Source organism: Chitinimonas prasina, from assembly GCF_030160395.1.
Classification (GTDB): domain Bacteria; phylum Pseudomonadota; class Gammaproteobacteria; order Burkholderiales; family Chitinimonadaceae; genus Chitinimonas; species Chitinimonas prasina.
Map to the genome: position 1 here is coordinate 843,222 of NZ_BSOG01000001.1, position 24,772 is coordinate 867,993.

Below are 24,772 nucleotides of genomic sequence, written 5' to 3' on the forward strand. Positions count from 1 at the left end.
CCTGTAGGCGGGCTTTTTTGCGCTCAGGCGGTGTGCGCCCTTGCAGCCGGCAGCGATGCTCGGCACTGCCATCCGGGCTGGGCAGGTGCCGGTAGCGACCGGGGCAGGCGTAGCCGATTTAGTCTATGCGGGTAAGGCATGTGGCTGGTCGCGTGGGGCATCAGCCGTGCCGACTGCCTGGACCACCACCGCCACCCGCGCAGGCAGCGGCACGAATAGCGAATAAAATCATGGCCTTGGTTTACTCGATGACACCAACACCCATCGCCGGCGACGGAGATAGGCAGCGAACAAGACAGGCGGCAAAATAACCGTATGCGCCAGCTGACATGTTGACGTCATTTCGGGAGTAAGATGGCTGTTCGCCCCGCAGAGGGCAGGAGATACCCCATGAATGCCCGTCGCGATCTCGACGACGCCACGCCCGCGCAAGGCAATACCACCCGTGACTACCTCGAGGCACTGGATGCTGCCGGACAGTTGATCAACGATGCCAGCCCCGATGCACTGGAGCGCGCCTTGGCGGCTATTGCCCGGGCCGCCGATGCCGATGCCGCAGCGCTGTACCGCCATGGCGCAGGGAGCATGCGAGCCGACAATGCGGGTGCATGGCGCGGCAAGATCGTGCTGCCGCGTGCCGTGGCCGAATCGCTGAACCGGCTCGATTACCGCCTCTATCGCGATCTGCATGAAACCCTCTCGGCCGGCCTGATGCTGGAGCGCCGCGCAAGCGAGTTGCTGCCGGCCACCCAGGTCATGCTGGGGCCAGCCGGCGTGCAATACCTGCTATGCGTGCCGCTGCTGGATGCCGGCGAGCTGATCGGCTTTTTGGCTCTGGCCTACCTGGAGCAGCCCCGCCGCCGCGTATCGGGCGAGCCGCGATTTCTGGCCACCCTGGCCAACTACCTGGCCTTGGCACTGGTCAGGCAGCAGGCAGAACAGCGCATGGGCGTCAACGCGCTGCGGCTGGCCACCCTGGTGGGCGCCACCGAAGACATGGTGTTCGAACTCAGTGCCGATGGCATTGTGGTGAACGTCTGGTCGCACCACCCGGCCCTGCCCAGCGCCAGCCTGATCGGCCTGCCGCTGGACATGGCTTTTCCTCAGGACATGGCCTGGGCCCTGGGCCAAGCCCTGCCGCGGGCGCTGGCCAGCGAAGCCCGCGAGCAATTCGAATTCACCCTGCCCAGGCTGGAGGGCGTGATCTACTGCATAGGCCGGCTGCAGGCCGTGCCCAGCGAGGATGGCGGCCGCCGCAATGCGGTGGCGCTGATACGCGACGTGACTGAGCTGATGCGCGAGGAGGCACGCCGTCGCGCCATGATAGACACGCTGGACCAGCTGGAAGAGGCTGTGATCGAGCTGACCCAGGAAGGCCGGCTGACCCGCCTCTCTGCCGCTTGGAGCACCCTGCGTGGCCGCAACAATGCCAGTCGCGAAGACCTGGAGCAGATGCTGACCGACTTTGTGGACGGCAACGACCACCCTCCCCTGCTGCACGCCTACAACCAGGTGCTAAGCCAGGGAGAACCGCTGTCGGTGCGCTTTCGCTTGCTGCGCGACGGCGCCGAGCCGCTGTGGCTGGAAGCCCGCTTGCTGCCCAATTGGGGCGCCGATGGTCAGAGCCACGGCCTGCGCGGCGTGCTGCGCGATGTCACCGCCGCCCATCTGAGCGAGGAACATATCCGTCAGCTGGCGCTGTATGACGGCCTGACCGGCCTGCCCAACCGGGTACTGCTGGACGACCTGCTGCACCAGGCACTGGCACGCGCCAAACGCAGCGGCGGCCGGGTCGCGCTGGGCTTCATCGACCTGGACCATTTCAAGCAGATCAACGACGCCTTTGGCCACCAGGCCGGCGACCAGGTGCTGGCCACCCTGGCCAGGCAGATACGCTCGGTGCTGCGCGAGGAAGATGTGCTGGCTCGCTGGGGCGGCGATGAGTTCATCGTCATGCTGCCCGACCTGCCCGACCTGGCCACCCTCAGCCAGGTGGCCGAGCGCCTGCGCGAGATTGCCCGCCAGGGCATCGTGCTGGAAGGCATAGAGACCCGTCCTACCATCTCCATCGGCATGGCGGTCTACCCCGACAATGCAGAAAGCGCCGAGGCCCTGCTGCGGGTAGCCGACAGCACCATGTACCACGCCAAGTCCATGGGCCGTAACAATGTGCAGTTCTATGGCGACATCGTGCACCTGAAGAGCATAGGCCGCGAGCACATGGCCATCCAGACCCGCCTTAACCACGCGGTGCTGGGCAATGAGTTGCAGGTGTTCTACCAGCCCATCGTCAATGCACGCACCGGCCAGGTCAGCTCCATCGAGGCACTGGCGCGCTGGCATGATGACAGCGTGGGCTGGATCACCCCGCAGTTGTTCATCCCCATGGCCGAAAAGCTGGGTCTGATCAGCGAGCTGTCCGAGCAGATCACCGTGCAGGCGCTGACCAAGCTGCGCGGCTGGCGTGACCGGGGCTTTATGCAGCCATTGGCACTCAACGTCTCGCGCAACCTGCTGTTCTCGCCGCGCTTTGTCCGCAACCTCATCAAGACGGTCGAGGAATTCAAGCTGCGGCCGGCCGATGTCATCGTCGAGATTACCGAGAGCCTCGCCTTGACCGATCAGGCCCGGCAGTCACGCCATCTCAAACAACTGCATGAGTCCGGCTTCAAGATCGCCATCGACGACTTCGGCACTGGCTATTCCTCGCTGTCGCAGCTGCACGATATGCCCATCGACATACTCAAGGTGGATCTGAGCTTTACCGCCCGGCTCAACAATGAATCGGGACGCCGGATCATGCAGGCCATCGTGCAGATGTCACACGCCCTGGGTCTGGACGTCGTGGTGGAAGGGGTGGAGACCCTGGAGGCGGCCCGCTTCCTGCAAGGCCTTGGGGTGGAGTTGATGCAGGGCTTCCATTTCAGCGAACCGGTACCCGCCGGCGTATGCGAGCTGTATCTGCAGCTGGGGCTGGATGGCAAGATTTGAGCGAGCCTGCTGATGAACCCGGTCATTGCTTGGTTTGTCGAGCCTATCATGGGCTGAGGGCATCGACGGGTAATGACGTGAGAAGCAGGCGCCAGGGGGACCCTGGCGCTAAACATCAGCGCAGCCTGAACCCATAGGCTCTCCCCTTGATTGATTCCACTCCCCCCGCCCGCGCCGCCGCGCGGGAGCTTCGCTGACGCTCGTTGTCGAGCCTTTCATGAGCGTAAGGCATAGATGGGTGATGACGTGAGAAGCAGGCGCCAGCGGCCCCTGCTTGCACCGATCACCCCACCACCGTCTGGCGGCTGTGATAGTGAACAGCTGTTCATTGAGCGCAGAAAGCCGCAGAATGCCGTCCGGTTCCACCACGAGTTGCCGCAATGCGTTTCATCAAGGCGATCTACAGCGTTTATGTTGGCCTGCTGTTCCTGATCGGCGTCGCTGCCGTCATTCCCTTTTATTTGCCAGCCTTGCTGCTGGATGAACACCGTCGGCTGACTGTCATGTACGCCGCCAATCGTATCTCCATGCGCTGTTGGTCGTGGCTGACCGGCATACGGCTGCAGATTGAAGGCCAGGCCGCCTGGCAGCCCGCACCTGTCATCATCGGCAACCATTGCAATATGCTGGACATGCCTATCTGTGCGATGGCGTGCGCCCGTGCAGTGAAGGTGCTGGCCAAGCAAGAGTTTGCCCGTATTCCGCTGCTGGGCTTCCTGTTCAAGAGCTTTGCCGTACTCGTGGCCCGCGATTCGGCCGAAAGCCGGCAACGCAGCGTGGCTGCGCTGAGCAAGGCTCTGGGCCAGGGTTGGCCGGTATTCATCTTCCCCGAAGGCACCCGAAATCGGGGCAATACCCCCTTGCAAGACTTCCGCGACGGCCCTTTCCGCTTTGCCATCGGCGCCCAGGCTCCCATCCAGCCCTTCGTGCAACTGAATATGCGCAGCGTGCAGCAGCTCAACACCCTGCTGTTCCAGCCGGGCAAGGTGATCTTTCGCTGGCTGCCCCCCATCCCCACGACCGGCATGACCGAGGCCGACGTGCCCGCCCTGCGCGACCGCGTCTACGCCCTGATAGAGGCCGAGCTGCGGCGCGACGACCCCGCCTTCAGAACTGCCGGTTAGCCTGCCTGCGTAGGCTGCGCCGCCGTCATGGCCGGCGCGTCCTTGGGTGCGATGAAGAAGCGCTGTGGCGACCGCAGGAACCGTTGCAGCAGCCTCAGCACCAGCGCGCTGCCATCCACGAAGCGTATGCGCCGTGAGCGCAGGGCCACAAACAACGCCAGGCTGAAACTCACTGCCAGGTTGGTAAGGCCAATCAGGGCGATGCCGACGATGGACATGGTCCACAGCTGCCACCCCAGCTGGAAGTCCAGCGCTACCGCCGCGTAGGCCAGATAGGCCGACGAGAAGGTGATATGGCGGATATCGAGCGGCAAGCCCAGCAGGAAGCCCAGCGTGCCCATGGACCCCAGCATGATGCCGAAGAAAAAGTTACCGGCCAGTGCACCAAGGTTGTTCTCGATATAGGTGCAGATACGCTGCCAACGGGGGAAGCCGAACAGCCGGCGCGGCCAGCGTAGTTGCAGCAGACGCTCGGGAATACGGTTGTAGACCGCCTTGTTGTCGTAGTAGCCCGAGATCAAACCCGACAGGAACAGACAACAGCCAGCGATGGCCGCATGCGGTAACGCCAGGCTGCGTATGGGATCGAGGTCATGCAGCAGGTGCAGGGCTTTTTCCGGTGTAACCCATACCTCACCGAGGCCATACTTGACCGTCAGGGCAATGGCAAAGGCCGTGGGAATGGCCACCCCCACATTACCCAGGATGGCCACAAACTGGGTGCGTGCCACCGCCTCGATCAGATCCACCAAGGCATCCAGCCGGTTCTTGCCGCCGACACCATGCTGCTCGATGGTGGCGGCAATGCGGGCGGCCGTCATCGCGGGTTGCTTGGTGGCAATGGTGAAATGCAGCACATGCACCAGCATGAAACCCAGCGAGTAATTCATGCTAAAGGCAAAGGCCTCAATCAACGGTGCCAGCTTGAGTTTGGTCGTCAGTATCTTGAGCAGGGCCATAAAGCCGACGATCAGGCCGGCGCCCATGGCTGACTTGGCCATGGCCTTCCACTCGCTGCGATTGCTGGCGATGTAATGCTCGCCAGTGCGGCCGGCATGCTCGGTAATCTGCAGTGCAAGCAAATCGGTATTGGTGGCAAACAGGTCGCGCAGGCTGGTCTTGCGGTTATCTGCCTCCACCAGCACCTTGAAAAAGCGCACGGCCCGCTCGGGCAATTGCTGCGCCTGTTCGGGCGCCAGCAAATCCAGCACCAACCGCAGACGGGCCAGATGCTGTTGCAGCCGCACCATCAGATAGGTGAGGCTAACACTGACCCCCTCCTGCGCCGCAGTCTTGCGCAGCTTGCCGATGATCTCCTCACACTGGCTCAGCAGAATGCGCACATGGCTGTCATCCTCGTGCGCCACCGTCGGGTCTACCAGGCACGCCTTGTAGCGCTCCAGATAATCGCGCAGTGCCACATTCTGGGTCAGGAAGGGCGACTCGAACTGCTCAATGGCCGGGTGATTACGGACCAGTTCCGGTTCCAGCCCGATCGCCGAGATACGGTAGGACAGCACTTGGGCTGCCTCCAGCAACTCTAGCCGGGTATTGCGGGCATCGCGCTCATGCTGACCCTCGCCAAACTGCATGGCCTGCCATACTTCCAGCCAGACTGCATCGGGCACGGCACCGACCCACAGGTGGTCGTCCTTACGGGCGAACACCTGGCCAAATACATCCTTCAGGTAACCATCTCGGTATTCACCCGGCAGCAGCTTCTCGCCCAAGCGGCGGCGAAAGGCACTCCACACCCCCTCATTGGAGAGAATGCCGGTGTCGGTATAGAGGTGCAGCTGCCGGCGAGTGCCTATCAGCCTCATCAGATAGTCACGCAAGCCACGCCGGAACTCCGGCCGCTGCGACAGCAGAAAAGCCAGGGAGCGAAGGACATTGACGGCATATTCGCCATCGTCGGCCCGTCTGGGGCGTATGGCGGCAATCAGGTCTGCCATGGCATCTGGCGTGGCATCCTGAGTGGCAGTAATGCGCTGCAGGGCGGATTCGAGCGAGGCGTTCTGGGTCATAGGCAAGGCTCCATGCGAGTCGCTGTCAGGGTGGTTCCCCCAAGGTTGCTCCGCCACGGGCGACGCACCAGGGCGGGATGGACCGAAATCACTATTGAGGCCAAGACTAACGCAAAAGTTCTGCGCGGCGCAGTCTGGTGTGTACAGCCATCTTCCCTGAGCCCGGCCGGATTGACTATAGTGCCTGCTGCATTGCAACAGGAAACCCCACCATGCCAGCCCCCCGCGTCGAGATCCACTACTGCACCCAATGCCGCTGGCTATTGCGGGCCGCCTGGCTGGCTCAGGAGCTACTGTCGACGTTTGAACAGGAACTTGGCGAAGTGGCCCTGCAACCGGGTACCGGCGGCGTTTTTGAGATCCGCGCCAACGGCCATACAGTATGGGAGCGCAAGGCAGATGGCGGCTTCCCTGAAGCCGCCGAACTAAAGCAGAGGGTGAGGGACGTCATCGCCCCGGACAAAGCGTTGGGGCATAGCGAGCGCAAAGCCGGTCCTGCCTGAGGCTGATAACGGGTCGGCCAGCCGGGCGCCGCGCAACAGCCGGCGCCCTAGCATCAACGGACCTGCAGCTTTCCTGCGCCTGCGTTACGCTTGACCGAATCACGCACACTGCTGGCCGGCAGCGGTTGGACCGCATAGGGCACCTGCCAGCCTATAGCGGAATTGAAAGCGCAGTCCTTGCCTGGGCCCACGCTGAGCAACGACCCATTCAACAGGGAGCCACTATCGGCCATAGCCCCGGTCTTGCTGGCCGAACCCGGATTGATGATCACATCCTTGCAGGCTGCTGCGCCAGCTACGTCGAATACATTGTTTTGCGACAGTATCTTGGCCTTGTAGCCCACCCCTATACTGTACTTGTGGGGGTAGATGCCCTTGCCCTTGGTGCCTTCATAATAATTGTTATACAGATGCACCTTGCCAAAGCGCACGCGGGGCGAACGCTCGGACACGTTGCGGAAGTAGTTATTATTGAAGGTCACCGTCAGGTGCCCTTCATCCTCACTGGCTGAATCGGACGAGCCCACAAGGTTATTCTTGCTGTGCAGCTCGAACAGGTTGTTGGACACGGTGATGTAATCAGCGGCCTTCTTCACGTCCAGCGCACCGTCGTGGCATTGTTTGATTTTGCCCTTCTCCACCGGTGCGCGGTCATCTGTATCAGGAAAATCCGTAAAGCTGTTGTGGTCTATCCAGACATGGCGGGCACCCTCCACCACCAGTCCATCGTATTCCGAGTTCCAGTTGCCTGACGAACCATCGTTAGGATCCCACACCGGCGCGATATCGCAGGGATTCACTATCTGCAGGTTGCGGACGATGACGTTTTCCACATTCTTGATCACGATACGGCCATTGCGTATCTGGGCCGACTCTCCCAAGCCGATCAAGGTAGTGTTGGACGGCAGCACGATGGCGTTGCGCGCCGCCTGATCCGAAGCACTCTTGAACTTGCCACCATTATCGGCCGACGCCATGTCTATGTTGCCGTAGACCTTGATGATGCGTGGCTGGATGCCGCTGCGCTTCAGCGCTTCCTGCAACTGCCAGGCCGAGCTGACGGTGTAGATAGACGTGGCGCCTGCCCCTCGGCCACCTGTCGTCCCCTTACCGTAGCCGGCCCATCCGGTGGCAGGCGCGGCTTCGTTGCTAGCATCGCCCGTATTACCACCACCTGGCGGCGGCGTGGTGGTCACTAAGGGACCCAGCGCACACTTCTTGATCTTGTTCGGTAGCGGGTCGCTACCAAAGGTCGCCTTGTCACAGGTCACCACGCCTTTCTGCGGTTTGACCACCCATTGATCCCTAGCACCAAACGACACCAGCCTGGGCTGATCGCCCACTTGGCAGACGCCGGCTTCATCAGCGCACTTGGAATATCCACTAGGCCAGTCCTTGGCAAAGGCCGTTGTACTGAACAAAGCAAAGATCGCTGCGAGAGGCAATAGCTTGAAATACGCGTTCGGAACGTGCATGGGAAATCCTTAAGATGACAGGGCACATGATTATGCCAAAGACATAATCTAGCATGCGTCATATACATCAAGGTGGCTTAGACAGGAAAATAGTGGCAGCGGTGTGGTAGATGACTCAGTTCGAGGACAGCATGGCCTGCAATTTCCCTCATCTGCTTGCCCTATCGGAATTTGACCAATGCCTGGACATGAAAAACGTCCAATACACGAAACGCATTACCGAGATATCACTGAGCGCGTCCACGCATGAAAAAACCCGCCTTGATGGCGGGCCTAACCGACTACTGTCTGCTATCGAACAACCGCCGACAGGCTATCCATGACAAGACGCCTTGCCCCGCGCCTAATCCGCCACCGGCAAGGTAAAGTAAAAACACGCCCCCTCACCCTCGGCCGACTCCGCCCATATCCGCCCACCATGCAGGTGGACAATGCGTTGCGCCATAGCGAGGCCTATGCCGGTGCCGTTGAACTCGCGGTCGCTGTGGTAACGCTGAAAGGGGCTGAACAGCTTGCTGGCCCTGCTGCTGTCGAAACCCACGCCATTATCGCGCACGTAGAACACCTCATCGGCATGGGCGTTGGGTTGTACTCCCACTTCGATCACGGCGCCCGGGCTGCGGTTGGTGTATTTCCAGGCGTTGGCCAGCAGGTGCTCCAGCGCGATCATCAACAGCCCATGGTCGGCGCTGACGGTCAGGTTGGGGGCAATACTGACGACAGCGGTACGGCGACCGTCCTGCTGCCGCAGACGACTCATCACCCCACTGGCCATCAGACTCAGGTTGACGGTGCTGCGCCGTACCGGCTGGCTTGATAGCAGGAACAGCTTGTGTAGATCGTCGATCTGATCATTCATGCGGGCCGCTTCGGCACAGATGCGCAAAAGGTAGTGCCTGCCATCGGGTGACAAGGATTGCAGGTGGTCTTCCAGCAGAATATTGCCAAAGCCGTTGATGGCACGCAGCGGCGCACGCAAATCGTGGGAGAGAGAATAAGAGAAGGCCTCCAGCTCGTGGTTGACGGCCCTGAGCTGGTCGGCCCGCTTGGTCAGCCTTTGCTGCAGGCTATCGTAGCTGGTGACATTCTCCAGTGCCAGCGCCACGCTGTCCGCCAGGTCTTGCAGCAGGGCCAGCTCGTCGTGGCTGGGCAGGCAGGGTTGCGCCCAGTAGGTGCCGATGGCGGCGATGGGGTCGGTTTGGCGCACCGGCGTCATCACCATGCTTTTGACAAAGGTAGGGCGATAGGCGGTATGAGGCACCCGGTCATCCAGATAGATATCGGATATGACCACCTGCTGCTTGTGCTGCATGGCCCAGCCACTGACGCAGGCCGACATGGGAAAACGCCTGCCCTGCCATAGCGGGCTGATGGCATCCTCGGCCAGGTAATAGCACTGTTCGCCCTCGCGCAGCACAAAGGTGGCGCCATCGGCCAGCACCAGCTCGCGGGTAACGGTTCGCACCACATGGGCGATGTCATCCAGGCAGCGGGCACGTCCCAGCTGCTTCACCGCCTGTATCAACTGGGCCTGGCGGCGGCTGTAGTCATGCAGCAGCGCAGTGTCGCTATTGCCGTCCGGGCGCTCAAGCAGCATGCGCACAGTGTGCTTGAGCCGCCACAGATCGCGTTTGTCGATAAAATCCTGGGCGCCTGCATCCAGGCCTGCTTCGGTAGCCAGTTGATCGGCGTGGCCGCTGAAATAGAGAAACGGCACGCCAGGCTGAATCTGCTGCGCCAGCCATAGTGACTCATGCCCCTCGCAGCCGGGTACCCCGCTGTCGGAGATCACCAGGTCGTAGGCTTCACGCGCCAAGGCGCCGCGATAGTCATCCGCCGTCTCCACCACATGGAGATCCACCATTACCCCCAGGCGCTGCAGGGCATTGCCTGCCAGTTGGGCATCGAGCGGATTGTCTTCCAGATAAAGCACTTTCCGGGCAGCCATGGCTTCCTTCCTCGTCCGTGGCATATCTACCGCTGCAGGGCATGGCCCATCATGACGGATGGATCACCGAGTGCGGGTATGCTTTATTACCAGCTTATCAGCTGATTTATAAGCCATTGCTAACGCTTTTTCCATGCCCTTTGGTCCGCCAGTCTCCCGCCTTGTTCCCCTCAGAGCTTGGTCAGCAGCATGAAGAACTCGCGATTGCCATCGCCGCCCGCAATGGGGCTGTCCAGCCAGGCATCCAACCTCAAGCCTTGATCCTGCACCGTCTGGGTGACCTTGAGTCTGACCCCTTCATACAAGGACGCATCACGGACGATGCCTCCCTTGGCAATGCCTTCGCGGCCGACCTCGAACTGCGGCTTGACCAGCCAGAGCAGGCGGCCACCCGGCCGCACAAGCGGCGCCACGGCAGGCAGTACCAGGGTCAACGAGATAAAGGATAGATCCGCCACCGCCAGGTCGTACGCCTGTCCACCATTGGCCGCCAAAAGTTCGGCGACATCCAGCACACGGGCGTTGACCCCCTCGAACAGGCTGACACGCGGGTCGTCCTGCAGCGCCGGGTGCAGCTGGCCGTGGCCGACATCGACCCCGACCACGGCGGCGGCGCCTGCCTGCAACAGGCAGTCGCAGAAGCCGCCGGTCGAGATACCCACATCCAGGCAGCGCCAGCCGGCTACGTCCAGCCCGGTCTCAGCCAGCGCGCCGGCCAGCTTGAGGCCTCCGCGCGAGACAAAGCGGTCAGCCGGGTCGGGCACCACCTCCAGCTGAGCATCGGCCAGCAACTTCTGGCTGGGCTTGCTGACCAAGGTGCGGCGCCCGGCCTCCAGCAGGTGTACCCGCCCCCCGGCGATATAGCTTTGGGCAGCGGTACGAGATGGAGCGAGGCCCAGTTCGGTGAGCAGTATGTCGGCGCGTATCAGTTCAGTCATGGGGGGATTTTAAGCCAGGGAGGCGGCAGGATAGGTGCCTACACCAAACAATTTCAACGGCAACGACCCAATGTCATGGCGACCGCCTCATATTGCTGCCGACAATTCGTTTGGCATAAGCGACAATTAGAACGAAGCCGACTTGAAAGCCGGAACAACCTCGAGATTTCTGCCCATGAAAAAGTTCTTTCCCGTGCGTGGCCATGGCGACCACCGCCTGTCCATCAAGGCCCTGGTCGATACCTTGACGGAAGAGGGCCATATTCCAGCCGGTACGGCGGCGGCCTTTCTGATACCGGCCCGTACCTCGGCCCACGGCAAGACCCACCCTTTCAATGCCATTGCGCCACAGGGCTGGCGCAGCCAGATCAACGACGAGCTGATCGACGTGGAATGGCTAGGCCACTGGCTGGGTGCCAAGGTGGGGCTGGCCTGGTTCCATATCGACCCGCTGAAGATCGACGTGGCCAGCGTCTCAGGCGTACTGAGCCACGGCTATGCCAGCCGCTACGGCATCCTGCCTATTGCGGTGGACGCCACCTCCGCCACCCTGGCCACGGCCGAACCCTTTGTGCGGGACTGGGAAGACGAGCTTAGCCGTATACTCAAGCGCGAAATCAAGCGGGTGATGGCCAACCCAGAGGACATCGCCCGCTTCCTGCCTGAGTTCTACAACCTGTCGCGCTTCGTCAAGCAGGCGGTAGCGCAGTCTGGCACGCAGAACAACCTGGCCAACTTCGAGCAGTTGGTACAGCTGGGCCGCACCGGCAATGTCGATGCCAACGACCACCATATCGTGGCGCTGGTGGACTGGCTGTTCCAGTACGCCTTTACCCAGCGTGCCTCGGATATCCACCTGGAACCCCGCCGCGAAGCCGGCCATGTGCGCTTCCGTATCGATGGCCTGCTGCATGCCGTCTACCAGGTGCCGCCCACCGTGATGAACGCGCTGATCTCGCGCATCAAGGTGCTGGGCCGCATGGACCTGGCGGAGAAACGCCGGCCACAGGATGGCCGGGTCAAAACCAAGACCCCCGACGGCCGCGAGATCGAGCTGCGGCTATCGACCATGCCTACCGCCTTTGGTGAAAAGCTGGTAATGCGTATCTTCGACCCGGCCATCCTGGTACGGGACTTCGCCGCCCTGGGCTTCGGCCCGGACGAGCAGCAACGCTGGCAGGGCTATGTGCGCCAGCCGCACGGCATTGTGCTGGTAACCGGCCCTACCGGCTCGGGCAAGACCACCACGCTCTACACCACACTCAAGCAATTGGCGACCGAAGAAGTCAATGTCTGCACGGTGGAAGACCCCATCGAAATGATAGAGACCAGCTTCAACCAGATGCAGGTGCAGCCGATGATAGACCTGACCTTTGCCGAGGGTGTGCGTACCCTGTTGCGGCAGGATCCGGACATCATCATGGTCGGTGAAATCCGTGACCGGGAGACTGCCGACATGGCCATACAGGCGGCCCTGACCGGCCATCTGGTGCTCTCCACCCTGCACACCAACGATGCCCCCAGTGCCGTGACACGCCTGCTGGAACTGGGTGTGCCGCCCTATCTCGTCAGCTCCACCCTGGTAGGCGTGATGGCCCAGCGCCTGGTGCGCACGCTCTGCCCCCATTGCAAACAGCCTGGCACACCGCTGGAAGCCGAGTGGAATGCGCTGGTGGCCCCCTGGAAAGCCGCACTGCCCAAGACCGCCTACAAGGCCGTGGGCTGCCTGGAATGCCGCAATACCGGGTTCCTGGGCCGGATAGGCCTGTACGAGATGCTGAGCATCAGCAATGAGCTGCGCCGCCTGGTAGCGTCGGTGGCGCATCCTGGGCTGATCAAGGAACAAGCCATCAAGGATGGGCTCAAACCGCTCAAACTGGCGGGCGCGCAGAAGATTGCCGCTGGTCTGACCACGCTGGAAGAAGTCATGAAGGTCGTGCCATCCGACTTTGACTGACTTACTATCGCGCCTTCAACCCGTCCCACTATCCCGGTATCTCATGCAACGCCGCTCATTGCTGCTCGCCCTGCCCCTGCTCCTGGCTGCCTGTACCACCACGCCCGACACGCCACCGGCCGTGGCGGCGCCCGTGCCCCCCAAGCCACTCAAGCTACCGCGCATCGGTATTGCGCTCGGTGGCGGTGCCGCCAAGGGCTTTGCCCATATCGGCGTGATCAAGACACTGGAAGGGCAAGGCCTGACACCCGCCGTCGTATCCGGCACCAGCGCCGGTAGCGTGGTGGGAGCGCTCTACGCCAGCGGGATGAATGGTTTCAGCCTGCAGGAGCAATCATTCGCCCTGGACGAAGCCCGCGTGCGCGACCTGACGCTGGGCTCCGGTGGCCTGGTCAAGGGTGAGAAGCTGCAGGAGTATGTCAACGAGCTGGTGAAGAACCGCACCCTGGACAAAATGGTCAAGCCCTTTGCGGCAGTCGCCACCGAGCTCGATACCGGTCGCCGGGTCGCCTTCAAGCGCGGCAATACCGGGCAGGCAGTGCGGGCATCGTGCAGCATCCCTGGGGTGTTCCAGCCTACACTGGTCAACGGCAAGCGCTTTGTGGACGGTGGCCTGGTGAGCCCGGTGCCGGTGGATACTGCCCGCGAGCTGGGGGCGGATATCGTCATCGCAGTGGATATCTCCACCAAGGCGGATTACGGCAAGACCAATGAAGGCATGCTCGCCATCCTGAACCAGACCATCATCATCATGGGTCAGAAACTGGGCGAACAGGAGCTGGCCCGGGCCGATGTGGTGATACGGCCCAGGGTAGGCAGCATAGGCTCGGCTGATTTCGAGCAGAAGCACAACGCCATACTGGAGGGCGAGCGGGCAGCCCAGGCCGCCCTGCCCGCCATCAGGGCGGCCATTGCCCGCTGGCAGGCGGCACAAAAATGATCGCCCAGCTGGAAAAACTGCTGGACGGCCCCCGCGATGGCGCCCTGCTGCGCTTTTCGCTGGGCAACGAATACCTCAAGGCAGGGCAGGCCGCACAGGCGGCCAGCTACTATCGAGACGCCTTGGTGCACGACCCGGCCTACTCCGCCGCCTACAAGGGCCTGGGCAAGGCACTGGAGCAGGCCGGCCAGCCCCAGGAGGCACTGGCGACCTATGAACAGGGCATAGCGACGGCCACCGCCCGCGGCGATATGCAGGCCGCCCGCGAGATGACTGTCTTTGCCAAACGATTACGCAAGGCGCAACAAGGATCACAACCATGAACCAGCACACTGTCGAGCTCAAGGGCGAGTACATCGAACTGCATAACCTGCTCAAATTCCTGGCCATTGCTGATTCGGGCGGGCAGGCCAAGATGATCGTGGCCGAAGGCCTGGTCGAGGTGGATGGCGAGATCGAGTTCCGCAAGACCCGCAAGGTCTATGCTGGCAGCGTGGTCAAGGTGTTCGATGAAGAGATACAGGTTGTGGCCAATCCCAATCAACCCGGTTGACATGACGTACACCCAGGCTGTTGACCATGACCTGATAGCTGCTCGGGTACGCAATCGCCAATTGGAGTGTCTCGAACTTTGGTGCTGCTACCCCAATAGCCCGCCAGGTTTTGATATCAACTGCCTGATCAATATCTGGGGTGACTGGGTTGATGAAACCCTCTGGCAGGATGCAGTCGACATCTCTTGCTATACGCCCGAAGAATGGGCACTGCTCCAACAAACCCATAGGGCGATCGAGGATTTCTGCAAGGTCACACCGCGCAATATTATCGACCAGCAAGCAGCCATTGCGCTGCCTGAATGGGCAAGGCTGATTACCTGTGCTCAGGCAGCTTTACAGGCATTCCAACAACGCGGTCGCCTGGCCGAGGATTAATCGTCGCCATTTGCCATGGTCTGGCTACGGCGTGCCGCCCACCAGCGAAACAGCCAACTCTGCGGCTGCACCTTACCGGTACGGACGTAATCGATCAGCCGGTACTGGTTGATCACAGCCTCCTGCGCCCGATGGGCCTCGCCCCGACCTATGAACAGGATGCGCGCATCGAACATCAGCGGAGTCTCGGGCGGCGGCAGCAGGATTTCCTCGCCGCCCTGTATCAGCAACAAGGGCAGGCAGGGCAATTGCAAGGTGGGCTCCTGCGGATCCAGCAGCAGATGCCGCAACACCAGCCTGGGCTGCGGGTTGAGCAGCAGCGCGTAGCAAGCCGCCTGGTTTTGCCCGTTCAAGGTCAGCACCCAGCTCTCCGGCACCCGATCACCGCACAGCGCCTCCATCTCGCGTAGCACGGCACTCGCCCAGACTTCGCTGCGGGTCTGGATCAGCTCCAGAAAGCGCGCCAAGGTGGGCGACACCATGGCGCGCAGGCATTCCTGCGCTACCACTTCGCTGCGCACCGCCGTGGCATCGGGCTTGAATGCCTCGAACAACACCCGGTTGGATGAGGCGTTCTGGCGCGCCACGACAAACAACGAGGGTCGTATCTGCCTGGCGGTGGCGACAGCAGAGAGGTTGTTAGCGTCGTGATCAGTGCAGGCCACCACACCCACCGCTTGTTCCAGCCCTGCCTGGGTCAGGGTATGGGCATCCACGCCCAGGCCCACTACATACTCCCCAGCCTGCAGATCGGCCGGGATGCTCAGATCGATCACCGTGACGCTGGACCCCTCTGCCAGCAACGCTGCACGGATGGCATGGCCCATGCGGCCGTAGCCCACCACAACCCAATGGCCGCGGGGCGGTTGGCTCAAGGGCGGCAGCGGGTCGCCAGCGAAGGCCGACAGCACGCTCCATAGGCGGCTGGCCTGGGGCGCATGCAGCGCCATACGAAAGCGCCGGCCCACCGCCTCGAACATATTGACCACATGGTTGGCACCAAAGCTGGCCATATTCTCGGCCACCGCCTGGCTCTTGGCCCGGCATACCGACAATAGCTGTGGCCTGAGCACGTAGGCGGCGATGGCAATGGCCAGGTTGACCTCCTCGTCTCCCGTCAGCGCCAGCACGCCCTTGCAGTTGGGGTTCAGTATGCCGGCCGTCTGCAGCATCTGTGGGTTGCCGGCATCGCCAGAGTAAGCCGGCACGTCAAAGCGATAGTCGGCCAGCATCACATCAGTCACCCGCTCTTCACGCGGTTCCAGCACCACAAAGCGGATACCCCGCTCTTCCAGCACCTGGCACAGCCGCCGGCCGGTCTGGCCGTAGCCGCAAACAATATAGAAGGGTTCGCCCAGCCGCCGAACAGCGCCGCTGAATCGCGCCAGCAGCACCGCCTGCTGGAAGCGTTTGTCCTGCAGTATGGAAAACAGGGTACCCAGGCCATAAGCCCAGCCGATCACGCTCAGGTAGATGCAGACCACCACCCACATACGCTGCAGGTAGGTAAAAGGATAGGGCACCTCGCCAAAGCCGATGGTGGTGGCGGTATAGCTGATGAAATAAAAGGCATGAAAGAAATCCATGCTGTAAGGCTGACCATTGCCATCCTCGCCCGGTATCAACACCAGGCCCAATACCGAAATCGCGTAGATCAGGATAAGGGTGATCAACGGCGCCCGCATGCGCCGCAATACCAGGAAGAAGATATTCGGCATCCCGCTAGCGCCGCAGTTGCAGGGTTTCACCTATCAGCAACACCACCGATACCAGGTTGGCCATCAGTGCACCGCCCGAGAAGGAAACCACGCTGGACATGACCCCTGGTGTCATGCCATGGCCGGAGACATACACGGCATAGCCCCAGATACAGGCAGCTGCGATCAGCTGCAAGTCTGCCACTAGGCTGGTAGCCAGGTGCACCGCCCCAACCTGAGTGCGGTCACCGAACTTGAGCACAGTGGCGATCAGGTTGACCACAATGGCGGCAAACAGCTCGAACACATCATGCTGGTGCGGTACATCGATCTCGCCCACGAAAAAACCGAAGTTCAGGGTCAAGGCAAAAACGATGAAGAAACCGAAAATGACTTTTTCCAGATTCATGGGGATGGCGCTCGTGTAACAATATCGAACTGGATTGTAGAGTCTGCCCCGGCAAACCGCGCGGAATCTGCAGCGGCGTCCAGCCCGCCCCGCTAGTACGACTGGATCAAGGCCAGGCCGTCAGCATCCAGTTCACACCATTCACCCTCGGCAAGTTGTTGCAAGGGCGGCGCATCAAGCCGCAAGCCCCCCATGGCGACGCGGTGCAGGGCCACCACCCGGTTGCCGGCGGCCGCCACCATGCGCTTGACCTGATGGTATTTGCCCTGGTCCAAAGTCAGCAACAACTGGTGTTCATCCAGCAGGCTGCAGGCACGGGCGGCCAGTGGGGCAGGCTCGTCATGCAGCTGCACGCCGGCCAGCAAGGCCGCCACCAGCGAGGTATCGGCCGCATGCTTGAGGCTGACCCGGTAGGTCTTGGGTACGTGCCGCCTGGGCGAGGCCAGTGCATGATTGTAGGGGCCGTCATCGGTCAGCAGCAGCAGGCCTGTGGTGTCGGCATCCAGCCGGCCTATGGGCTGCACCCCTCGCACAATAAAATGCTCGGGCAGCAAGCTGAACACCGAGGCATGGTGCTGCGGCGTGCGCGAGCACTCGAAGTTGGCCGGCTTGTACAGCGCCAGGTAGAGCCGTTCACGATAGGGCCAGGGCTGCTCGTCCACCGTCAGCAGCAGGCCTTCAGTAGCAAAGCTGGCATCGTGCTGGTGGCAGGGCTGGCCGTTGACGGCCACGCGGCCAGCCTGCACCAGGGCACGGGCCGTCTTACGGCTACCAAAGCCTTGCGATTGCAGGATGCGTTCCAGCGGTTGGGGGCGATTCGATACGGGCATGGCGGGACCAGAAACAAAGAAGCCCCGCCGCAAGCGGCGGGGCCGAGCCCGAATGATACCGGGCTCTGCTGATGTTTGTGTCCTTGTGGCGCCGCCCGAGTTTAGGCGCTGGAAGAAGACAAACTCAGCTTAATCGGTCTGGCTCAACGACCGTGGTGGCCGTGATGGTGGCCGTGGCCGTGCCGGCGATGGTGCTTCCAATGCTTGCCATGGCCACGGTGCCGCTCTACCGGCACGTAAACCACCTGCTGCACGGGGCGGTACACCACGCGTGGCTCGTCGTAGTAGCGGACCGGGTAGACATTGCGGTACTCAGTACGATGTACCACCACTTCGCGGCGGTCTGAGCGGTGTGCTACTGCAGCCCCTACGGCACCTCCCAGCGCAGCGCCTACGATGGCGCCGTTGCGGCCATCCAGCTCGTAACCGATGGCCGACCCGGCTGCACCGCCCAGAGCACCGCCGACGATCACGCGGGAAGAGTTGTCAGCCAGCGCAGCCGTGCCACTCAAAGCCACTGCCAGTATCAGGATGGAAATCGGTTTGAACATGATCTTGCCTCCGTTGATGCAGCCGCAGTGGCTGCCTGTGAAGCGCAGTTTGCTGCCGCGGCGCTGAATCCTTCCTGAACGTACTGTTTGGCAGTTTTCACTGTGCACGCGCCAGGCAAGCGCGATGCGCCCTCTTTTGCGCCATGGTCACAAGACAGGCTTTACCCCATGGCTATCGGAACGATAGTTACAATTAAATTGTGTGCAATTTAATTGCTAGCTATATTTCGTCTCACCAAGCGGCACCCAGTGCCACCGACAACCCAGCAAGGAAAACACCATGTCCGTACAAGTGCTCTATACCGCCCAAGCCACTGCCACCGGCGGCCGTGAAGGCCAGATCGAATCGTCCGACGGCGTACTGCAGGCCAAGCTGGCCCTGCCCCGTGAAATGGGCGGCCCCGGCGGCGCAGCCACCAATCCCGAGCAACTGTTTGCTGCCGGCTATGCGGCTTGCTTCGAAGGTGCCGTCCGCTTCGTGGCTCGCCAAAAAGGCATCAAGATCGAGCAGGCCTCGGTAACGGCCCAGGTTGGCGTCGGCCCTCGCGCCGCCGGCGGCTTTGGCATCACTGCCGCCTTGACCGTATCGCTGCCCGGCCTTGATCGTGCCGTGGCCACCGAGCTGGCCGAGATTGCACACCGCGACATCTGCCCCTACTCACATGCCACCCGTGGCAATGTGGATGTGCAGATCACGGTAGCCTGATGCCCCAATGCCCGGCCGGACACCGCCATGGATTGGGCGGCCCGGCCGAGCGCCAAGGCGATAGAATCACAAGCAATCTGCTTAGGCCGGCATCACGCCGGCCTACCGCCATTGCCAACGAGTACACACCATGACAGCGCAACCCGACTGGCTCAGGCTGGATGCCCAGCTCTGCTTCCGCCTTTATGCCGCCTCCCGCACCGTCACCCGCTGCTACCAGCCGCTGCTGGCCGAGCTGGGGCTGACCTATCCGCAGTACCTAGCCATGCTGGTGCTATGGGAGCGTGATGATCTGACGGTCAAGGCACTGGGCCAGCGTTTGCTGCTGGACTCTGGCACCCTCACCCCTCTGCTTAAGCGGTTGGAGCAAGGGGGGCTGATACGCCGCGAGCGGCGGGCTGAGAATGAACGCGAGGTCCGCATCATGCTGACTCCTGCCGGCCAGGATCTTCGGCAACGAGCTGAAAGCGTCCCCCCTGCCCTGCTGGCCGCCACCGGGCTGAGCCTGGACGAAGCGCAGCAGATCAACGCCCTGCTGGACAGGCTGCTGGTGCAGGCAGAGCCATAAGCGATAGCTAGCGCCATCGAAGATAGCGGGGACAGCAACCCAGCAGTTTGCAATTAGCGTGATATCCCCCATGCACGCGCATGCAAACGTGGGCAGGTAGACGATGTAGCAACAACCACCGGAGCAGGCCTGCCAAGCGGACCTGCTCCAGTGCGTCACCCCGCCAGCCTAGCGCCTGCAGGCCGCCGGCGGCGTTGCCGCCACCACGCTGCTGTAGTGATAGCTGTAGTCCGCGCCAACGCTGCGGGTGCCCTCCTTGCCGGCATGCTGGCCTATGATCCAGGTTTCGGCCTTGGCTATACCGCCGTTGGCATAAGCCGCAATATCGGTGGTGGCATTGCCATAGGCGCGGACGATGTTGAGGCCGACTGTCTCGCGCAGGTAGCGCACATAGTTGGTCTTGTGTTCCTCAGTATTGGGCGGGATGGGGCCGTCGCCATAGGGATTGCTGCGATAGTGCCAGCCCAGCAGGTTTTGCTTGCCAAACCATTCTCGGGCATCGCGCGTCACCCAGTAGGGCCGGGCGGTCAGATAGATGATCTGGTAGCCTTTCTGCTGGTAGGCCCGCACGGTCTCGGGGGCGTAGTAATAGGCAGCGGCGGTCTTCAGCCCGGCGTAGTCGGCATAGGCCTCGAAATCGTTGATGGTGAGGGTGCCGTCGATATCGAACAGCACGGTGTCGCGGCCAGGCTCGACCACGCTCAGGTAGCCTTCCACGGCAGAACCATCGCCCTCCACCACCATGCGTACCTTGTATTCACCGGCCGGACGGGGGCCCAGGGTAACGAAGATCTTGCCGTCGCTATTGGTCATCTGGCTACCCAGGTATTCCCAGGCCGCCATGCCGGTACCGTAGAGGTAGACATGCACGCGCTCGTCTTCCAGATCCTTGTGCAGTACGGCATCGTAATCGAACTTGCCCACCAGGGTGGCTGACTGGCCTTGTGCCACCAGCGTGTCATGCACCATGTGCCAGGGCTGGTAAAGTCCCGACAGTATCTTGCTACCCAGATGGCGGAAGCTCTTCTTGGCCGGCTTGGGCGCGGCAGGCGCCTGCTGCGGTGTCGTGTAGTCGGGGCAGGCGGCCTGGGCGGTGAGGCTACCCATCAGGGCCAGTGCTACGGCCAGCGATATGCGGCGTGTCATCGATGTGTCTCCGTTTGTATTTGAATGTCTCACCCTTGCGGTGAAGCAGGTGAGTGTGGAGAAGATAGATGACGCGAGCATGAAAGCAAGCGCTTGAATGCAGACAGCCAGAAAACGCGACGCCCAGAAATTGCGACCTCCAGGCCGCACCAGGTGTAAGCGAAAAACCGTCACGCCACATACCGTTGATATACAAGGAGAATTTCGCTATCCGCAACGCCGTAAGGCACGCAAAGTGCGGCTGCTGGCTGTGCCCAAAAACCACACTGCATGCCCACTCTGGCCCCGCCATCGGGTGATGCCGAAAGTGCAATCCACGCCGAATCACAGTACCATGAAAAAATACGGGCTAGTTTTGCCCCCAGCTTCTTACGCATATCGAATGTCCAGTACCGGCCATGGACTCAAGCCATGGAGGGGTAGTGACAGACTGAGCAGGCATCAGGAAGACACCGGCGCTGGATATCAGCGGAGCCTGGATCAGCGGGCTCTCCCTTGATCAAGTTCCCGCCCTTCGAGAGGGCGGCTCACTGAAGCCAGTCTTCACCTGCATGGGCTTCGTCTTTGCAACGAATCAAGTTCACAACAGGCTCTCCCCCGTCACTCGGCCTTTGGGGGCATCTGGCCTCCATGAAATGCGCGCAATGCCCATCAGCATCCAGTCGCTGTCGTGGGCATGCAGTAGCAGTGGGGCTTTGGGGCGCAATTTTGGAGTTCTCTCATGGAAATTAAGGTCAACTTTCTCGACAAGCTTCGCCTTGAAGCCAAATTCGATGATTTCACGGTAGTGGCCGATCAGCCCATCCGCTACAAGGGCGATGGCTCGGCGCCAGGCCCGTTCGACTACTTCCTGGCCTCTTCGGCTCTGTGCGCCGCTTACTTCGTCAAGTTGTATTGCGTCACACGCAATATTTCTACCGAAAATATCCGCCTGTCACAAAACAACATTGTTGATCCGGAGAATCGCTACCAGCAGATTTTCAAGATACAGGTCGAGTTACCGGAAGATATCTCCGCCAAAGACCGCCAGGGTATCTTGCGGTCTATCGAACGCTGCACGGTGAAAAAAGTCGTGCAGGCCGGGCCCGAGTTCGTGATTGAAGAGGTGGACAATCTCGATGCCAATGCCCAGGCGCTGTTGATGCCCAATTCGGCGTCCGAGGCGCGCACGTATATCGCGGGCAAGGATCTGCCGCTGGAACAGACCATTGCAAATATGTCGGGCATTCTGGCCGACCTGGGCATGAAAATTGAAATCGCTTCCTGGCGCAATATCGTTCCCGGCGTCTGGTCACTTCATATACGCGACGCACACTCGCCGATGTGCTTTACCAATGGCAAGGGCGCAACCAAGGACAGTGCACTGGCATCGGCGCTGGGCGAGTTCATCGAGCGGCTGAACTGCAATCATTTCTATGCCAGTAGCTTTCTGGGCCAGGACATCGCCAACGCCCCCTTCGTGCACTACCCGAACGAGCGCTGGTTCAAGCCGGGCCCTGACGATGCAATACCGGCTGAAATCCTCGATGAGCACTGCCTGGCGGTCTACAACCCCGATGGCGAGCTACTTGGCACCCATCTGTACGACACCAACTCCGGCAATATGCAACGCGGTATCTGCTCCCTGCCCTTTGTGCGGCAGTCGGATGGCGAAGTGGTGTACTTCCCCTCCAATCTGGTGGAGAACCTGTACGGCAGCAATGGTATGAGCGCTGGCAATACCCTCGCCGAAGCGCAGGTACAGTGCCTGTCGGAAATCTTTGAACGGGCAGTCAAACGCGAAATTCTGGAAGGCGAAATCGCACTGCCCGATGTGCCGCAAGACGTGCTGGCAAAGTACCCCGGCATCGTGGCCGGCATACAGGGCCTGGAAGAGCAGGGTTTTCCGGTGTTGGTGAAGGATGCCTCGCTGGGCGGGGTGTATCCCGTGATGTGCGTCACCTTGATGAACCCGCGTACCGGTGGTGTGTTTGCCTCGTTCGGCGCGCACCCCAGCCTGGAGGTGGCGCTGGAGCGCAGCCTGACGGAACTGCTGCAGGGGCGCAGCTTTGAAGGCCTGAACGACTTGCCTCAGCCCACCTTCGAAAGCCAGGCGGTGACAGAGCCAAACAACTTTGTGGAACACTTCATTGATTCCAGTGGCGTGGTGTCCTGGCGCTTTTTCAGTGCCAAGGCAGATTACGCCTTTGTGGAGTGGGATTTCTCCGGCCAGGGGGACGATTCCAATGCCGAGGAAGCCGCGACCTTGTTCGGCATACTCGAAGACATGGACCAGGAAGTGTACATGGCAGTGTACGAGCATCTGGGTGCGACAGCCTGCCGCATCCTGGTGCCGGGCTATTCGGAAGTTTTTCCGGTAGAGGACCTGGTGTGGGACAACACCAACAAGGCGCTGCTGTTCCGCGCCGATGTACTGAACCTGCATAAGTTGGACGATGCCAGTCTGGCCGACCTGCTGGAGCGCCTGGAAAACAACGAGCTGGATGAGTACGGCGATATCGCCACCTTGATCGGCATCGAGTTCGACGAGAATACGGCCTGGGGCCAGTTGACTGTGCTGGAGTTGAAGCTGCTGATTCATCTCGCCTTGCAGCAGTTTGAGGAGGCACAGGAACTGGTGGGCGCCTTCCTGCAATACAACGACAACACGGTTGAGCGCGGTCTGTTCTACCAGGCCCTCAATGTCGTGCTGGAAGTGCTGCTGGACGATGAACTGGAACTGGACGACTACGTGGTCAATTTCCGCCGCATGTTTGGCGCGGCGCGCATGGACGCGGCGCTGGGCTCAGTGGACGGCAGCGTACGCTTCTACGGCCTGACGCCGACGAGCCTGCAACTGGAGGGCTTGGACCGCCACCAGCGCCTGCTCGACAGCTACAAGAAACTGCACACGGCACGTGCCAAGGTGGCAACAAAGTCCGGCCAGGCTTAATCGCGCACGATAAACGTAAGGTCGCGCTTCACCGCTTGCAGGCTGCCAGCGGTGTCGCCGCCACCACCGTGCGGTAGTGTGCCCGGTAGTCCTTGCCCACCACGCGGGTCTGCTCCTTGCCTGCGTGCGGGCCTATGATCCAGGTTTCAGCCTTGGGCAGCCCGGCGCTGGCATAGGCGGCAATATCGGTCAGCGCATTGCCGTAGGCTCGCACTATGTTCAACCCCACCGTCTCGCGCAGGTAGCGTACATAGTCGGCCTTATGCTGCTCGGTATTGGGTGGGATGGGGCCACTGCTGTAGACATTGCTGCGGTAGTGTCCGTCGAGCAGACCGTGGCTGGCAAACCAGCTACGGGCCTTGGGCGTCACCCAATAGGGGCGTGCTGTCAGATAGATGATCTGGTAGCCCTTCTGCCGGTAGGCCTGCACGGTCTGGGGTGAATGCGCATAGGCCTCGGCCATGGCCAGGCCAGCATAATCTGCATAGGCCTCGAAGTCGCTCAGTGTCAAAGTGCCATCCACATCGAACAGCACCGCATCGCGCCCTGGCTCCACCACGCTGAGGTTGCCCTCCGCCGCCGAGCCATCGCCCTCCACCACCATGCGTAAGCGGTATTCCCCCACCGGGCGGGCATTCAGACCGATCGATATCTTGCCATCGTCGTCCGTCAGCCAGCTGCCCAGATACTCCCAGCTGGCCATGCCGCTGCCGTAGAGGTAGACGTGCACGCGCTCGTCCTCAAGATCCTTGTGCAGCGCAGCGTCGTAGTCGAACTTGGCTACCACAGTAGCCGCTTGGCCCTGCGCCACCAGGCTGTCGTGCACCATATGCCAGGGACGATACACGCTGGCCAGCACGCTGCTGCGCACATGGCGGAAACTCTGCTTGGCGGGCAGCGGCGCCGCTGGTGCAGCCGCCAGACCATCGTAATCGGGGCAGGCGGCCTGGGCGGCCATGCTCGTTACCAGCAGCCACGCCAATGTCAGCGCTGCCCCGCCAGCCTGTCGGCCGCACTTGCTATACCGCATAGGGACTAACCTCAAAAGAAATCGGCATAGCGCTTGCGTTCCCAGTCCGATACATGGCGGGAATACTC

Annotated in this window: 21 protein-coding genes; 11 read left to right on the forward strand and 10 right to left on the reverse strand. The window is 61.5% G+C overall.

Annotated elements, in window-relative coordinates; all coding sequences use genetic code 11:
* Positions 1-390 precede the first annotated feature (390 nt).
* Together QQK16_RS04030 and QQK16_RS04035 are read left to right on the forward strand one after the other, a co-directional pair.
* On the forward strand, positions 391-2,991 hold the full coding sequence (locus tag QQK16_RS04030; RefSeq protein WP_284195138.1) for a bifunctional diguanylate cyclase/phosphodiesterase: 2,601 nt from the start codon (positions 391-393) through the stop codon (positions 2,989-2,991).
* A 380-nt stretch (positions 2,992-3,371) separates the two neighbouring features.
* Positions 3,372-4,115 (forward strand): lysophospholipid acyltransferase family protein, encoded by a 744-nt coding sequence (locus QQK16_RS04035; RefSeq protein WP_284195139.1) that lies wholly within the window; start codon positions 3,372-3,374, stop codon positions 4,113-4,115.
* Here the strand turns inward: QQK16_RS04035 and QQK16_RS04040 are convergent.
* Entirely contained in the window at positions 4,112-6,142 is a 2,031-nt protein-coding gene (locus QQK16_RS04040) for a site-specific recombinase (RefSeq protein WP_284195140.1), read from the reverse strand. The two genes, QQK16_RS04035 and QQK16_RS04040, sit on opposite strands and share 4 nt — an antisense overlap.
* A 212-nt stretch (positions 6,143-6,354) precedes the next feature.
* Here QQK16_RS04040 and QQK16_RS04045 point away from each other — a divergent pair, with 212 nt between their 5' ends.
* A complete protein-coding gene (locus QQK16_RS04045) occupies positions 6,355-6,645 on the forward strand; it encodes a SelT/SelW/SelH family protein (RefSeq protein WP_284195141.1) in 291 nt (96 codons plus the stop codon).
* Between the two features lie 53 nt (positions 6,646-6,698).
* On the opposite strand, the gene QQK16_RS04050 is transcribed toward QQK16_RS04045, so the two are convergent.
* From QQK16_RS04050 to QQK16_RS04060, 3 genes are all read right to left on the reverse strand, one after another.
* The gene (locus QQK16_RS04050; protein WP_284195142.1) at positions 6,699-8,120 is read right to left on the reverse strand and encodes a pectate lyase family protein; all 1,422 of its coding nucleotides are present in this window, start codon (positions 8,118-8,120) and stop codon (positions 6,699-6,701) included.
* Between the two features lie 343 nt (positions 8,121-8,463).
* A complete protein-coding gene (locus QQK16_RS04055) occupies positions 8,464-10,068 on the reverse strand; it encodes an ATP-binding protein (protein WP_284195143.1) in 1,605 nt (534 codons plus the stop codon).
* 170 nt (positions 10,069-10,238) lie between these two features.
* Positions 10,239-11,006, reverse strand: coding sequence for a TlyA family RNA methyltransferase (locus QQK16_RS04060; protein WP_284195144.1), 768 nt, complete (start codon positions 11,004-11,006; stop codon positions 10,239-10,241).
* A gap of 175 nt (positions 11,007-11,181) precedes the next feature.
* Between QQK16_RS04060 and QQK16_RS04065 the strand changes: the two genes are divergently transcribed.
* From QQK16_RS04065 to QQK16_RS04085, 5 genes are read left to right on the forward strand one after another with little or no spacing between them, the layout of a single operon-like run.
* Positions 11,182-12,963 carry a GspE/PulE family protein gene (locus QQK16_RS04065; protein WP_284195145.1) on the forward strand — a complete coding sequence of 594 codons (1,782 nt, stop codon included), beginning with the start codon at positions 11,182-11,184 and terminating at the stop codon, positions 12,961-12,963.
* A 43-nt stretch (positions 12,964-13,006) separates the two neighbouring features.
* Complete coding sequence (locus QQK16_RS04070) at positions 13,007-13,903, forward strand: patatin-like phospholipase family protein (protein WP_284195146.1); 897 nt, start codon at positions 13,007-13,009, stop codon at positions 13,901-13,903.
* Entirely contained in the window at positions 13,900-14,226 is a 327-nt protein-coding gene (locus QQK16_RS04075; RefSeq protein WP_284195147.1) for a tetratricopeptide repeat protein, read from the forward strand. The genes QQK16_RS04070 and QQK16_RS04075 overlap by 4 nt, the downstream gene beginning before the upstream one ends.
* Positions 14,223-14,456 (forward strand): RNA-binding S4 domain-containing protein, encoded by a 234-nt coding sequence (locus tag QQK16_RS04080; protein WP_284195148.1) that lies wholly within the window; start codon positions 14,223-14,225, stop codon positions 14,454-14,456. The genes QQK16_RS04075 and QQK16_RS04080 overlap by 4 nt, the downstream gene beginning before the upstream one ends.
* A complete protein-coding gene (locus QQK16_RS04085; RefSeq protein ID WP_284195149.1) occupies positions 14,413-14,835 on the forward strand; it encodes a hypothetical protein in 423 nt (140 codons plus the stop codon). Before QQK16_RS04080 ends, QQK16_RS04085 begins: the two co-directional genes overlap by 44 nt.
* On the opposite strand, the gene QQK16_RS04090 is transcribed toward QQK16_RS04085, so the two are convergent.
* The 4 genes from QQK16_RS04090 to QQK16_RS04105 form a co-directional block, all read right to left on the reverse strand.
* Positions 14,832-16,553, reverse strand: a complete 1,722-nt coding sequence (locus QQK16_RS04090; protein WP_284195150.1) for a potassium channel family protein — start codon at positions 16,551-16,553, stop codon at positions 14,832-14,834. The genes QQK16_RS04085 and QQK16_RS04090 overlap by 4 nt on opposite strands.
* A gap of 4 nt (positions 16,554-16,557) precedes the next feature.
* The gene (locus tag QQK16_RS04095; protein ID WP_284195151.1) at positions 16,558-16,941 is read right to left on the reverse strand and encodes a DUF6394 family protein; all 384 of its coding nucleotides are present in this window, start codon (positions 16,939-16,941) and stop codon (positions 16,558-16,560) included.
* 92 nt (positions 16,942-17,033) lie between these two features.
* Entirely contained in the window at positions 17,034-17,771 is a 738-nt protein-coding gene (locus tag QQK16_RS04100) for a pseudouridine synthase (protein ID WP_284195152.1), read from the reverse strand.
* Positions 17,772-17,914: 143 nt separating this feature from the next.
* Complete coding sequence (locus QQK16_RS04105; RefSeq protein ID WP_284195153.1) at positions 17,915-18,322, reverse strand: glycine zipper domain-containing protein; 408 nt, start codon at positions 18,320-18,322, stop codon at positions 17,915-17,917.
* Positions 18,323-18,602: 280 nt separating this feature from the next.
* On the opposite strand from QQK16_RS04105, the gene QQK16_RS04110 reads away from it, so the two are divergent.
* Complete coding sequence (locus QQK16_RS04110) at positions 18,603-19,028, forward strand: organic hydroperoxide resistance protein (protein ID WP_284195154.1); 426 nt, start codon at positions 18,603-18,605, stop codon at positions 19,026-19,028.
* 130 nt (positions 19,029-19,158) lie between these two features.
* Positions 19,159-19,596: a MarR family winged helix-turn-helix transcriptional regulator gene (locus QQK16_RS04115; RefSeq protein ID WP_284195155.1), complete on the forward strand. Its 438-nt coding sequence runs from the start codon at positions 19,159-19,161 to the stop codon at positions 19,594-19,596.
* Positions 19,597-19,764: 168 nt separating this feature from the next.
* Here QQK16_RS04115 and QQK16_RS04120 read toward each other — a convergent pair whose 3' ends face one another.
* Positions 19,765-20,742, reverse strand: coding sequence for a lipin/Ned1/Smp2 family protein (locus tag QQK16_RS04120; RefSeq protein WP_284195156.1), 978 nt, complete (start codon positions 20,740-20,742; stop codon positions 19,765-19,767).
* Positions 20,743-21,463: 721 nt separating this feature from the next.
* On the opposite strand from QQK16_RS04120, the gene QQK16_RS04125 reads away from it, so the two are divergent.
* Positions 21,464-23,674 carry an OsmC domain/YcaO domain-containing protein gene (locus QQK16_RS04125; RefSeq protein WP_284195157.1) on the forward strand — a complete coding sequence of 737 codons (2,211 nt, stop codon included), beginning with the start codon at positions 21,464-21,466 and terminating at the stop codon, positions 23,672-23,674.
* Between the two features lie 28 nt (positions 23,675-23,702).
* Here the strand turns inward: QQK16_RS04125 and QQK16_RS04130 are convergent, their stop codons facing one another.
* The gene (locus tag QQK16_RS04130; protein WP_284195158.1) at positions 23,703-24,704 is read right to left on the reverse strand and encodes a lipin/Ned1/Smp2 family protein; all 1,002 of its coding nucleotides are present in this window, start codon (positions 24,702-24,704) and stop codon (positions 23,703-23,705) included.
* Positions 24,705-24,772 lie beyond the last annotated feature (68 nt).